Annotated in this window: 5 protein-coding genes, 2 tRNA genes and 2 rRNA genes (1 of these 9 cut by a window edge); 5 read left to right on the top strand and 4 right to left on the bottom strand. The window is 64.8% G+C overall.

Features of this window, described 5'->3' with window-relative positions:
- Positions 1–106 precede the first annotated feature (106 nt).
- The 5 genes from BLU08_RS13750 (at position 107) to BLU08_RS13730 (ending at position 10,000) form a co-directional block, all read left to right on the top strand.
- Positions 107–1,669, top strand: a complete 1,563-nt coding sequence (locus tag BLU08_RS13750) for a bifunctional diguanylate cyclase/phosphodiesterase (RefSeq protein WP_233996001.1) — start codon at positions 107–109, stop codon at positions 1,667–1,669.
- Positions 1,666–3,471, top strand: coding sequence for a methyl-accepting chemotaxis protein (locus BLU08_RS13745; protein ID WP_233996000.1), 1,806 nt, complete (start codon positions 1,666–1,668; stop codon positions 3,469–3,471). Before BLU08_RS13750 ends, BLU08_RS13745 begins: the two co-directional genes overlap by 4 nt.
- Before the next feature lie 113 nt (positions 3,472–3,584).
- Positions 3,585–5,474, top strand: coding sequence for a methyl-accepting chemotaxis protein (locus tag BLU08_RS15540; RefSeq protein WP_233995999.1), 1,890 nt, complete (start codon positions 3,585–3,587; stop codon positions 5,472–5,474).
- 127 nt (positions 5,475–5,601) lie between these two features.
- A complete protein-coding gene (locus tag BLU08_RS13735; protein WP_090200334.1) occupies positions 5,602–8,439 on the top strand; it encodes a DUF3857 domain-containing protein in 2,838 nt (945 codons plus the stop codon).
- A 317-nt stretch (positions 8,440–8,756) separates the two neighbouring features.
- Positions 8,757–10,000, top strand: a protein-coding gene (locus tag BLU08_RS13730) for an IS3 family transposase (RefSeq protein ID WP_090193779.1) whose coding sequence is annotated in 2 segments (ribosomal slippage) — positions 8,757–9,095 and positions 9,098–10,000 — 1,242 coding nt in all. Because the reading frame shifts where the segments join, the coding sequence is not laid out codon by codon here.
- A gap of 159 nt (positions 10,001–10,159) precedes the next feature.
- On the opposite strand, the gene BLU08_RS13725 is transcribed toward BLU08_RS13730, so the two are convergent.
- From BLU08_RS13725 to BLU08_RS13710, 4 genes are all read right to left on the bottom strand, one after another.
- Positions 10,160–10,236: transfer RNA gene (locus BLU08_RS13725), tRNA-Met, on the bottom strand.
- Positions 10,237–10,450: 214 nt separating this feature from the next.
- A 5S ribosomal RNA gene (gene rrf, locus BLU08_RS13720) occupies positions 10,451–10,565 on the bottom strand.
- Positions 10,566–10,706: 141 nt separating this feature from the next.
- Positions 10,707–13,496: ribosomal RNA gene (locus BLU08_RS13715) — 23S ribosomal RNA — on the bottom strand.
- 265 nt (positions 13,497–13,761) lie between these two features.
- Positions 13,762–13,824: transfer RNA gene (locus tag BLU08_RS13710), tRNA-Ala, on the bottom strand (it continues 13 nt past the right edge of the window).

The raw sequence follows: 13,824 nt of genomic DNA, 5'->3' as shown, positions 1-13,824 counted from the left end.
GCAGCATGGTTTACGCTTCCTTAGCCCTTGGCTTCTAGGAAATTCCCCGTGCCCCGGCAAGATCGGGCCGCGGACACGAAGGCCTGACGGGGATGAACCAGTGCCTGTGAAGAGCAAACCCCTGCGACTGACCCCGGCGGGCCTCGTTCTCGTCCCCTTGGCGGTGTTGAGCCTGGTGTTCGGGCTCATCACCATGGTCGTCATCGCGAGCGACCGGATCGAGTTCCTGGGCGGCGGTTCGCTGCTCGTTTCCGGTCTCCTGGTCTATGCCGCGACGCTGGTCCTGCTCGGCAGCACGGGGATCGCCAATGTCCGCGAGCTCGAATCGCTCTCCTTCACCGACAGCCTGACCGGCCTTGCCAATCGCCGCGCGCTGCTGCGCGACATCGAGCAATCCGCGCGCGGGGACGAGGAAGTCGCACTCGCGCTGATCGATCTCGACAGCTTCAAGGAAGTCAACGACCATTACGGCCACGCGGTCGGCGACGAGCTGATCCGGCAATGCGCCGCCGCGCTGATGCGGGCCTGCGGGCGCGAGGCGACCTGCTACCGGCTGGGCGGCGACGAATTCGCGGCCCTGATGCGCGGCCGGGTCGCGGGCACCATCCTCGAAGGCATCTGCCGCGGCCTGCTCGAAACGCTGGCGAGCCCGATCACGCTCGATTTCCCGTTCGGCGGGCCTTCCGAAGGGCCTGCGGCGCGGCGGCAGATCTCGGTAGGGGCGAGCATCGGCCTCGCCCGTTCCGCGCCCGGGGAACGCCTCGAGTCGTCGGAGATGCTGCGCCGCGCGGATGTCGCGATGTCGGCATCGAAGCGCGGCGGCAAGATGCGCTGCACCTGGTTCAACCGCGCCTTCGACCAGCACCGCGAGGCAGTGCGCGAGATCGAGGACGACCTCCACCGCGCGCTGCTCGCGGAGGAATTCGAGCTCGCCTACCAGCCGCTCGTCTCGGCGCGCGACGGACGGATCGTGGCGGTGGAATCGCTGCTGCGCTGGAACCGCACGACCGGCCCCGTGATCGGTCCGAATACCTTCATCCCGGTGGCCGAGGAATCCGGCCTCATCAACCCGATCGGCCTGTGGGTCCTGCGCCAGGCGGTGACGGATGCCCTGGGCTGGGACGAGATCACCTTGTCGGTGAACATTTCCGCGGCCCAGCTGCGCAATCCCGAATTCCCGATCAAGCTCGGCGAGATACTCGAGGAGACCGGCTTTCCGCCGCACCGGCTGGAACTCGAGGTGACCGAGACCTGCCTCGTGCTCGATCCCGTTGTCGCCGAGCGCACGCTCGACGTGATCCGCGGCTTCGGTGTGCACATCAGCCTCGACGATTTCGGCACCGGCTATGCCTCGATCGGCTTCCTGCGCCAGTTCCGGTTCGAGAAACTGAAGCTCGACCGCAGCCTCGTGGTGAAGGCGGGCGAGGACGAGGGCAGCCGGGCGATGATGCTTTCGAGCATCGCGGTTGCCCGCGCGCTCGGCATGGGGGTGACGGCGGAGGGGGTCGAGACCGAACCCCAGGCCGACCTCGCCCGGGCCGCCGGGTGCGACCAGATCCAGGGCTGGCTCTATTACAGGGCCATGCCGGCCCATGAAATCGACCGGCTGGTCGAAACGCAGAACGCCTCGACGGGCATCACAGCAGCAAAGGGTGGTAACGCGGCATGAGCGCGCTCCAGGAACTCGCAGTCGATCTCGCAGCCGAACGATCGGGGGCCGAAAGGCGCCGCGGTGCCGGCCCGGTCCTGTCCGGTCTCCCGGCATGGTTCGGCGCGCTTTCGATCGGGCGCAAGATCTCGCTGTTCTTCTTCGTCAACCTCGGCTTCGCGCTGATCGCGGGCGTGTTCATCGTGTTCGGCTTCATGCGCCTCAGCGACCGGGCAGAAAGCATCAACACGATCCACGACCACGCGATCGCGGCCGAACGCCTGGTGGTCGACCTGTCCGAAGCTCAGCGCCACACCGAAATGCTCGTCGCCCGGGGCGAGGCCGACCGCGGCGAGGCCGCGCTGCGCCGCCTTGCCGATGCCGACAAGAAAGCCGGGGACTTGCGCGAAATGGTCCGCGACAGCAATCCCGCCGCGTTCGAGAAACTCGCGCTGGTCGAGGAAGGTATCGCCGATTTCCGCCGCCAGCTCGGCTCGCTCGGCTCCGTCGCGAACGACGCCCGCCGGGCGAGCCGCGCCGCCGAAGTCACCGCGACCGGCGGGCTGGTGCTCGAGGAAGCGGCCGGGATGGCCGCGCTGCTCGGAGTGGATGCCGACGCGATGTCGGATTCGGGCGCGGCGCTCTTGTCCTCGCTGTTCTTCATCGTCCTTGCGCTCGCCGGCGTCCTCACCGTGCTGACGCTGGCGGTTCAGCGCTATTTCGACCACAATATCGGCGGCACGCTCAAGCACATCACCGAACAGATGACCAAGCTCGCGCGCGGCGACCAGGACGTGTCCATCCCCGCCAAGGACCGCCGCGACGAGATCGGCGAGATGGCGCGCGCGCTCGAGATCTTCCACCGCGCGGGCAAGCGGCTCGAGAAGCTGAGCCGCGAACGGGCCGAGCGGGCGAAGCAGGAACTCGACGAACAGGCCCGGCTCCAGCTCCAGCAGGAGGAGGCGCGGCTCGAACGCGAGCGGGTGCTGCGCGACATCGCGGACCAGTTCGAACGCACCGTGGGAGACGTGGTGAGCGGGGTCGCCGCCGCTTCGACCCAGCTGCAATCGACCTCGCGCGAGATGGCCACCACCGCCGAGGAGACCAGCCGCCGCACGAGCGAGGTCGCCGTGTCGATGGAGGAAGCCAATGCCGGCGCGACCGCGGCCGCCGCCGCGAGCGACGAATTCGCCATGTCGATCGGCGAGATCAGCCGCCAGGCTGCCTCCAGCGCCGAACTCGCGCGGCAGGCCACGAATTCCGCGACCGAGGCGGACGCGACCATTTCCGCGCTGGCCGACAGCGCGCAGCAGGTCGGCCAGATCGTCGAACTGATCCAGACCATCGCCCAGCGCACCAACCTGCTCGCCCTGAACGCGAGCATCGAGGCGGCCCGCGGAGGCGAGGCCGGACGTGGCTTCGCGGTGGTCGCAAGCGAGGTCAAGGAGCTCGCCATGCAGACCAGCCGCGCGACCGAACAGGTCGCCGAACAGATCCGCGCCATGCAGGACACGACCGGGGCGAGCGTTTCGGCCCTGCGCGCGATCGCCACGCAGGTGCAGGAGCTCGAAAGCACGGCGGTTTCCATCGCCACCGCGGTCGACCAGCAATCGGTCGCGGGACAGGACCTCGCGCGCAGCATCGACCTTGCCGCCCGCGGGACCGAGAAGGTCGCCGGCCATATCGAGGACGTGCGCGACCTCGCGCTGTCCACCGGATCGGCCGCGAGCCAGGTGCTCTCGAGCGCGACCAGCCTCGAGGAACAGGCTTCCACCCTGCGCGCACAGGTCAATTCCTTCCTCGTCAAGGTGCGCGCCGGCTGACCCCGTGATCGCGCGGCACGTTGCGGGGACAAGGTTTTGGAAAGGGTTTTCCTTTAGGAATTGCACGTAGTCGCGCCCCTCGGGGGGACCGCCACGGGCTTTGGGGAAGCGCCATGAACATGATGTCTTTGCAGGAGCAGCGCGAGGAGAAGGCGGTGCCCGACCGGCTCGATCCCGCATTCCTCGACGGCGAGGACGACGTGTTCGACGAGGACCTGCTCGCCGACACCGATGCGGCGGGCACGGCCCGCGCGCCGCGCCGCACCCTGCTCGAACGAATCGGCTGGTTCCGCAACCTCAGCCTGTCGGCCAAGATCCACTCCGTCTTCGGCACCTTCTTCGCCGCCGGTTTCGCGATGGCGCTGGTGCTGGGCGCGGGGCTTACCGAATTGTGGTTCCGCTACAACACCTCGGCCGAGGTCCAGAACGCCGTCATCGCCTCGACCGAGCTTCGCAGCACCACCGGCGAACTGCGCTACAACACCGCCCGCTTCCTGTTCGAATCCGAACCCGAAATGCTGGTCCGCCAGCGCGAAAGCTACGAGGCCGCGATCGCGCAGGTCGATGCGATCGAGGCCGTCCTCGCCGAGCACGCCCCCTCGATCGAGGGCGAAGCCGACGCGATCCGCGAGGACATCGTCGATTACAACCGCACCTTCGAGCGCACCGTCGCCGTGCTCGGCAGCGAGGGGCGCAGCGAACGCGCGATCGCGCTCGCCTATGAAATCTCGGACAAGGGCGATGCGCTGTTCGACGCCTCGCGCGAATTCGCCGGCGACATCGAGGAATACGGCCAGAACCTGCAACGCACGGGGATCGACTATTTCTTCAGCATGATCGGCATCGTCGCCACGCTCGGCATGTTCGCGGCGGTCGTGCTGCTGTTCGGCCTCGCCTATCTCTCGCGCGATTTCTCGCGCAAGATCACCGAGATCACCCACGGCATGTCGCGCCTCGCGAAGGGGGACCGCCGCTTCGAGATCGAGGGCGCCGAGCGCCGCGACGAGATCGGCGAAATGCTCCGCGCGCTCGGCAAGTTCAAGCGTGCCAGCCGCCAGATGGAGCTGTGGGCACGCGAACGCGCCGAACGCGCCGACGAAGAAGTCCGCCTCCAGCAGGAACGCGCCCGCGAACGCGAGGAGGCCGAACAGCGCAAGGCCGCCCTGCTCGCGGAAGTCGCCAAGCAGTTCGAGCGCACCGTCGGCGAAGTCGTCACCGGCGTCGCCAGCGCGTCGAGCGAGCTGCAGACCACCGCCGCGCGCATGGCCGAGACCGCCGAGGAGGCGAGCGCGCGCTCGACCGACCTCGCGGCCAACATGGAAGAAGCCAACACCGGTGCGACCGCGGCCGCCGCGGCGAGCGACGAATTCGCCCTCTCGATCGAGGAAATCAGCCGCCAGGCGACCTCCTCCTCCGAACTCGCCCGGCTTGCGGCGGACGCCACGACCGAGGCGGACACGACCATTTCCGCGCTGTCGAGCTCGGCCGAACAGGTCGGCCAGATCGTCGAGCTGATCCAGACCATCGCCCAGCGCACCAACCTCCTCGCCCTGAACGCCTCGATCGAGGCAGCGCGCGGGGGCGAGGCCGGGCGCGGGTTTGCCGTGGTGGCGAGCGAGGTCAAGGAACTCGCCATGCAGACCAGCCGCGCGACCGAACAGGTCGCCGAACAGATCCGCGCGATGCAGGACACGACCGGGGCAAGCGTTTCGGCCCTGCGTTCGATTGCGGGCCAGGTGCGCGAACTCGAAGCCACCGCCGTCTCGATTGCCACCGCGGTCGACCAGCAATCGGTCGCCGGACAGGACCTTGCGCGCAGCATCGACCTCGCCGCCCGCGGGACCGAGAAGGTCGCCGGCAATATCGAGGACGTGCGCGCCCTGTCGCTTTCGACCGGCGCGGCGGCGAGCCAGGTGCTCTCGAGCGCGACCAGCCTCGAAAGACAGGCCTCGACGCTCAACGAACAGGTCCGCGCCTTCCTCGCCCGCGTGCGCGAGGCCTGATCGCGCGAGCCGTGGCCACCGGCAAAGTGCAAGAAAAGACGTGACATTCCGGCCGATCGTGAAACAATCGCGACGGACCGGGCGCGGCCATCGACAGGGCGCCCGGCAGGCAGGGAAAGGACACTTCTTGGCAATCGCGCGGCCCCGCACCGACACGTTCCCCAAACGCAGTTCCCTCGCGGCGCTGAAGGGCGCGCTCGCCGCGTCGAGCGGGCTCGCGCTCGCCGCGCCCGCGCTGGCCGGGGACGAGGTGGTCTACGCCCCCGCGCCCGACTGGGTCGAACCGGTCGATCTCGACGAGGTGGAACGCGACCCCGCGAATGCCATGGTGGTGCAGGACAAGCAGGTCCGCATAGAGAGCGGCCGCCTCTGGGAATATTTCGACAATGTCTACCGCGTTTCCTCGCTCCAGGAGATGACGCGGATCGGCACGATCACCGCCGAATGGCTGCCCGACAAGGGCGATCTCATCGTTCATGAAATCGCCATCCTGCGCGATGGCGAGACGATCGACGTGATCGCCGCGGGCGAGGAGATGGAGGTCCTGCGGCGCGAACAGATGCTCGAACAGCAGATCCTCGACGGCTCGCTCACCGCGACCCTGTCCGTCCCCGGCCTGCAGGTCGGCGACGAGCTGCGCGTGCGCTCTTCGGTGACCAATTCCGATCAGGCGCTGGGCGAGGAGGTGCAGTCCCAGACCATGCTCTGGCGCGAGCCGAACAAGTTCGCCGACTTCGGCCGGGTGCTGGTCTCGTGGGAGGACGGCCTGCCGGTCGAATACCGCGCCGGGCCGGATTTCGACCTGCCGCCGGTGGAGCGGCGGGAAGGCTTCGCCCGGCTCGACGTGAGGCTGCCCCTGCCCGAGGCGGAGGAATATCCCGCCGACGCGCCGGTGCGCTATCGCCAGCCGCCGATCCTCCAGCTCGGCACCTTCGCCGGCTGGAGCGAGGTTTCGAGCGTGATGGCCCCCTTGTACCGGGTCGAGGGCGCGCTCGCCGGGCTCGACGACCTTTCGGCGAGGATCGAGGCGATCCGCCGGGACGAAAGCGACGAACTCGGCCGGGCGGTCGCCGCGCTCAAGCTCGTGCAGGAGGATATCCGCTACCTCATGAACGGGCTCGACGGGGGCAATTACATCCCGCAGGACGTGGCGACGACGTGGGAGAGGAAATACGGCGACTGCAAGGCCAAGACGCTCATCCTGCTCGCCCTTCTCGATGAACTCGGGATCGCGGCCGAACCGGTTCTTGCCTCGATTTCGCGCGGCGCGGTGGTCGAAAGCTCGCTCCCCCTGCCCGGCGCGTTCGATCACGTGCTGGTGCGCGCCACGATAGATGGAAAACGCTACTATCTCGACGGGACCGGGATCGGCGCCAATGCCGCGATCGCGGGCAATGTCCCGCCCTTCCTCTACGCGCTGCCGATCCGGCCCGAAGGCGCGCAGCTGGAAGAGATCGTGCAGGACGTGCCGCGCGTTGCCGACGCGACGCTCGAATTCGCGCTCGACGCGCGCCTCGGCGGGGACCTGCCCATGCCCGGGACGATCACGATGACGCTGCTCGGCCCGGCGGCGGCGCAGATGAACGTTTCGGCGGAAAAGCTGACCGACGACAACCGGCGGGCGCTCGGCACGCGGATCGCGAATTTCGCCGGCAGCAACGTAAGCGTCGTCGACCTGCGGATCGAACCGGGCGCGGACGACAGCGAGGCGACGGTGATCGTCGAGGCGCTGTTCCCGAGCCTCGTCAGCTATGACGGGTCGGTCGGCCAGATCGAGCCGCGCCTCGCCTCGGGCTCGTTCCGTTTCCGCCCCGACCGCTCGCGCCGCGCGTGGCGCGACCTTCCGGCGAGCGTCCCGCCGCCGGGGGCCTCGCTCGGGACCTATCGCATCACCCTGCCCGAGACGCGCGGCGCGTTCGAGATCCGCGGCGAGCGGGAGCTCGACGTGACCGTCGCGAACCAGCGGTTCGAACGCGAGGTGAAGCTGGGGGACGGCGAATTGGTCGTGTCGGAAAAGCAGACCAGCCTCGGCGGCGAGATCGCGCCCGAGGATATTCGCGTCGAACGCCGCAAGGCGCTCGGCCTCGCGCGGGAAAAGCTCAAGGTGATCGTGCCAGAGGACATGCCGCGGCGCTGGCGGTTCGCGGGCGGCGGGGACCGCAGCGAGCTGGCCGGGATCGAGGCCATGTTCGCCCGGATGATCGCGGAGCAGCCCGACGACACCGACCCGCTGCTGCGCCGCGCGAATTTCCGGTTCATCACCTATGATTTCGAAGGCGCGCTCGCCGACATGGACGCGGCGATCGATATAGAGGCGACCGCGAAGCTGTTCCAGGACCGGGCCTTCGTCCATGCCGAACTGCGCGACCCGGAAAGCGCGGCGGCGGATCTCGAGGAAGCCTGGCTGCTCGACCCCACGCCGGAACGCGCGCTCGCGCTCGCCCGGACGCTGACCGAGCTCGGCCGGACCGACGAGGCGCGCGAGCTGCTGGCCGAGGTCGACGGCGACGAGGAGGTCCAGCGCCTGCTCGCCTATGCCCTCGCCGATGTCGAGGCGCTGGAAGGCGACGGGCTCGCCGGGCTCGACCGGTTCGCGGAATTGCTGCTCGATACGCCGAACGACGGCTCGGTGCTCAACGCCAAGTGCTGGTACATGGGAACCTGGCAGGTCGAGATCGCGGACGCCCTGCCGACCTGCACGCGGGCGGTCGAGAACAGCGCGAACACGGCCATGGCGCTCGACAGCCGGGCGCTGATCTTCCTTCGCAACGGCCGCTTGGACGAGGCGCTGGCCGATGCCGAGACGGCGCTCGACCTATCGCCGGACCAGACCGAAACGCTGCTGCTGCGCGGGCTGATCCGGCGGGCGATGGGGCGGGACGACGCCGAAGACGACATCGCCGCCGCTCTCGCCCGCAGCCCGCGGATCCGTGCGGATTACCGGCGCTGGGGCTTCGAGCTCTAGCGCGGCTTTCGACGCAGCGGGTTCGCTGCCTGACCCGGAGAATCGCGGGAAGGCGGGAGAATGGGCGCGTGGGGGTGCGGAAAGCGTGTCCCGCCATTTCATCGATTTTCGTGCAGGTTGCGGGCGCCGGCCATGCCGGGCAAGCCGCGTGCGAAGGTGGGCGAAGGTGCGCGACGATACCGGGGCGTCCGGTCTTTGTCGCCGGAGAGGCAACTCCTCGGCTCGCAGCCGCAGGGCCGAAGGTCGACGTTGATCGCGACTGAAGCGGCCCCCAAAATGACCGGACAGGACCTCACACTTATGTAAGAGTGAGGCATATGACCGACAGTAATCCCAGGAACTATGTGCATGCGGAGGTTCTCGGAGGGGTTCAGCGCCGTAGGCGCTGGACCCCGGAAGAGAAGCTCCGCATGGTCGAAGAGACCTTCCTGCCCGGCAACAGCGTGTCGCTTGTGGCGCGCATGCACGGGGTCGCGCCGAACCAGCTTTTTGGCTGGCGCCGGCAGGCGGCAAGCGGCGCCCTGTCCGCCACCCGCGCTGGCGGCGAGGTGGTTCCGGCGAGCGAGTATCGCGCGCTGGAGAACCAGGTGCGCGAGCTGCAGCGCATGCTCGGTAAGAAGACCATGGAGAACGAGATCCTGCGCGAGGCGATCTCGCGCGTGGCCGGACCCAAAAAAACAGCGTTGCGCACGCTCTCGTTGCCGGAGGGCGACCTGTGAGCGCGGTTGCGAGAGCGCTTGGCGTCTCCCGGCAGCATCTCTCGTCAGCCAGACGCAAGGCTCCTGCACGCCGCCGCGGCCGGCCTCCACTGCCTGAGGAGGAGCTCGTCGCGCGTATCCAGGCCCTGATCGCCGAACTGCCGACCTATGGCTACCGCCGGATCCATGCGCTCCTGCGGCGGCAGGCGCGCAATGGCGGGCCATCTGCGCCCAATGCCAAGCGGGTCTACCGAGTGATGAAGGTGCATGGCCTGCTGCTCCAGCGCCATAGCGGAAAGGGTGACGAGCGCCGCCACGATGGGCGGGTCGCGGTCGATACCCGCAACACCCGCTGGTGCTCCGACGGCTTCGAGATCGGCTGCGATAACGGCGAGAAGGTGCGGGTCGCCTTCTCGCTCGACTGCTGCGATCGCGAGGCGATGGGCTTTGTTGCCACCACCGCAGGCATATCCGCCGAGGACGTGCGCGATCTCATGACCGCCACCGTCGAGCACCGCTTCGGCCGCGTGAACAGGCTCCCTACTACCATCGAATGGCTGACCGATAACGGCAGTTGCTACACCGCCAGGGAGACCCGTCGCTTCGCCCGCGAGATCAACCTCAGGCCGCGCACGACACCCATCGAAAGCCCGCAGTCCAACGGCATGGCCGAAGCGTTCGTGCGCACCATGAAGCGCGACTACGTCCGCGTCGCCGAAAAGCCCAACGCCAGAGCCGTGATCAACCAGCTGCCCAGCTGGTTCCACCACTACAACACCGTCCACCCGCATCGCGCACTTGGCTACCTCGCCCCGCGAGAATACATCACCCAATCAACCAGTGAGGAACTGTCCGGGAATTAAGGGGCAACGACAGCGACGATGCAACGGGTCCTGTCGGCACGGCCTCCTTCGAGCAGGGAGAGCGCCTTCACCGTGAGGACGGCAAGGCACACCCCGGCACGCAAGCGTCCGACCGGAAACAGCCGGTTCGCCCGAGTGTTCAGGTGTCAAGATGCGCGCTGGTTGCGGGAGTTGGATTTGAACCAACGACCTTCAGGTTATGAGCCTGACGAGCTACCGGACTGCTCCATCCCGCGTCAGCATTTGTGTCGCCGATCCGAGTATGCGACGTTTCGTCGCATCGCTGCGGATGGCCTGCCCAAGGCATTTACCCTGGAGGTCTGACCCTCCGGGCCATGACCCCGGAGAGGCGGCATCAACGGGCACGTGCCCAGAGACGCCAAAAGGGCCGACCCGAAGGCCAGCCCTTTGACTTGCGAATGGGTTTCCCGCGCGCTCGCCGGCTGCAATGCCTGGCGGCGACCTACTCTTCCGTGCCTTAGGACACAGTACCATCGGCGCAGTCCGGTTTCACGGCCGAGTTCGAGATGGGATCGGGTGGGTCACGGACGCTATGGCCACCAAGCAATGAAGCCGGCGAAGCGCGGGTCTAAATCGATGGGCCCGCCGTCAATCCGGCAAGCCTGGTGCAAAGGGCGTATCTGGCCTCGACAATTCTCGTCATCGGCGAGCGGCCATTGCAGGCCTCTCGTTGACAGTGCGAATTCTCAAGCGCGATCAGAACTATTAGGACCGGTTAGCTCCACACATTACTGCGCTTCCACACCCGGCCTATCAACGTCATGGTCTATGACGGTTCGAAGATACCTAATCTCAAGGGAGGCTTCCCGCTTAGATGCTTTCAGCGGTTATCCCGTCCGTGCATAGCTACCCTGCGGCACCCTTGGCAGGATGACAGGTACACCAGAGGCACGTTCACCCCGGTCCTCTCGTACTAGGGGCAACTCCTTTCAAGTATCGACGCCCACGGCAGATAGGGACCAAACTGTCTCGCGACGTTCTGAACCCAGCTCACGTACCACTTTAATTGGCGAACAGCCAAACCCTTGGGACCTGCTCCAGCCCCAGGATGTGATGAGCCGACATCGAGGTGCCAAACGATTCCGTCGATATGAGCTCTTGGGAATCATCAGCCTGTTATCCCCGGCGTACCTTTTATCCGTTGAGCGATGGCCCTTCCACGAGGGACCACCGGATCACTATGACCGACTTTCGTCTCTGCTCGACTTGTCAGTCTCGCAGTCAGGCAGGCTTATGCCATTGCACTCTCGCAGACGGTTTCCAACCGTCCTGAGCCTACCATCGCGCGCCTCCGTTACTCTTTAGGAGGCGACCGCCCCAGTCAAACTACCCGCCACAGAGGGTCCCACTACCGGATAACGGTAGCTGGTTAGACATCAGAAAACAGCAGGGTGGTATTTCACCTATGGCTCCACGACAGCTGGCGCCGTCGCTTCAAAGCCTCCCACCTATGCTACACAACTCTTTCCTAATGCCACTCTGAAGCTGCAGTAAAGGTGCACGGGGTCTTTCCGTCTAACCGCGGGTACTCCGCATCTTCACGGAGAATTCAATTTCGCTGAGCATATCCTGGAGACAGTGGGGAAGTCGTTACGCCATTCGTGCAGGTCGGAACTTACCCGACAAGGAATTTCGCTACCTTAGGACCGTTATAGTTACGGCCGCCGTTTACTGGGGCTTCAATTCGGAGCTTGCACTCCTCCTCTTAACCTTCCAGCACCGGGCAGGCGTCAGACCCTATACGTCGTCTTGAAGCCGACTTAGCAGAGTCCTGTGTTTTTGATAAACAGTCGCTACCCCCTGGCCTGTGCCCCCCGTCAAGAGTTGCCTCGAGACGGGGCCTCCTTCTTCCGAAGGTACGGAGGCAATTTGCCGAGTTCCTTCAGGATACTTCTCTCAAGCGCCTTGGTATACTCTACCTGACCACCTGTGTCGGTTTCGGGTACGGTCTATATGGAGAGGCTATTTCCCGGGACGACTTGGCTGCATGCCCAATCCAATAAGGACACACAACTTCCGCAATCCGTCACACATCTCCAGGCCCACGAATATTAACGTGGTTCCCATCGACTACCCCCTTCGGGCTCGTCTTAGGGGCCGGCTCACCCTGCGCCGATTAGCGTTGCGCAGGAACCCTTGGTCTTTCGGCGAGAGGGCATCTCACCCTCTTTGTCGCTACTCATGTCAGCATTCGCACTTCCGATATGTCCAGAGTCGGTTACCCTTCTCCTTCATCCACTTACGGAACGCTCCGCTACCGCTGCAGTAAACTGCAACCCTAAGCTTCGGTGCGTATCTTTAGCCCCGTTACATCTTCGCCGCAGGAAGCCTTATTTAGACCAGTGAGCTGTTACGCTTTCTTTAAAGGATGGCTGCTTCTAAGCCAACCTCCTGGTTGTTTTGGGCTTCCCACATGCTTTCCCACTTAGATACGACTTGGGGACCTTAGCTGTAGGTTAGGGCTGTTTCCCTTTTGACGACGGACCTTAGCACCCGCCGTCTGTCTGCCAGACAAGACTCGATGGTATTCGGAGTTTGGTTAGGTTTGGTACCGCTCGCGCAGCCCTAGCCCATCCAGTGCTCTACCCCCATCGGCATACATCTGACGCTCTACCTCAATAGATTTCGCGGAGAACCAGCTATTTCCCGGCTTGATTGGCCTTTCACCCCTAAACACAAGTCATCCGAGCATTTTTCAACATGCAACGGTTCGGCCCTCCAGTGCGTGTTACCGCACCTTCAGCCTGCTCATGCCTAGATCGCCGGGGTTCGGGTCTAATCCAACATACTCGGTCGCCCTATTCAGACTCGCTTTCGCTTCGCCTACACCTAACGGCTTAAGCTCGCATGCTAGATTAAGTCACTGACCCATTATGCAAGAGGTACGCTGTCACCCCCTATGGGGCTCCAACTGATTGTAAGCATTCGGTTTCAGGTACTGTTTCACTCCCCTAATCGGGGTGCTTTTCACCTTTCCCTCACGGTACTGTGTTCGCTATCGGTCATGTACGAGTATTTAGGCTTGGAGGGTGGTCCCCCCATGTTCAGACAGGATTTCACGTGTCCCGCCCTACTCGAGGCCTTCATCATCACTTTCGCATACGGGGCTGTCACCCGCTATGGCCACACTTTCCAGAGTGTTCTGCTAGTTGAAATGAAGGCACTGGCCTGGTCCCGGTTCGCTCGCCACTACTACGGGAATCTCGGTTGATGTCTTTTCCTCCGGGTACTGAGATGTTTCAGTTCCCCGGGTTCGCTTCACCAAGCCTATATATTCAGCTCGGTGATACCTTATCCACCTCTCACCGACCATCACGAGTGATGACCGATAAGAAATGGTGAAGGTGGGTTTCCCCATTCGGAAATCGCCGGATCAAAGTTTGCTCACAACTCCCCGACGCTTATCGCAGCGTGCCACGTCCTTCATCGCCTGTACATGCCAAGGCATCCACCAAATGCTCTTACCTCACGCTTGAGAATCCACACCATCAACGACAGGCCTGCATAAAAGCCCGAACGCTTGAAGATGGTGGGAGAATTATCTCAGCCAGATAATCAATTTGATTGATTTGTGATGATATCGATCGCGTCGGACCGCGAGCCACAAGGCCCCGACCTTCACGACGATACCGCCACGGCATCGATTTAAAAACCCATTCACAATGTCAAAGAACGGCGGCAAATCCGCCTGACCCGTCCGAAGACGGGATCTGTTTTCGTTTCATCATCAGATGCTTGCCTGGTGGAGCCTATCGGGATCGAACCGATGACCCCCTGCTTGCAAAGCAGGTGCTCTCCCAGCT

This window comes from Erythrobacter sp. HL-111 (genome assembly GCF_900105095.1).
Classification (GTDB): domain Bacteria; phylum Pseudomonadota; class Alphaproteobacteria; order Sphingomonadales; family Sphingomonadaceae; genus Erythrobacter.
Note: the sequence above shows the minus strand (reverse complement) of the source record. Positions and strands in the feature narration are given on the sequence as shown.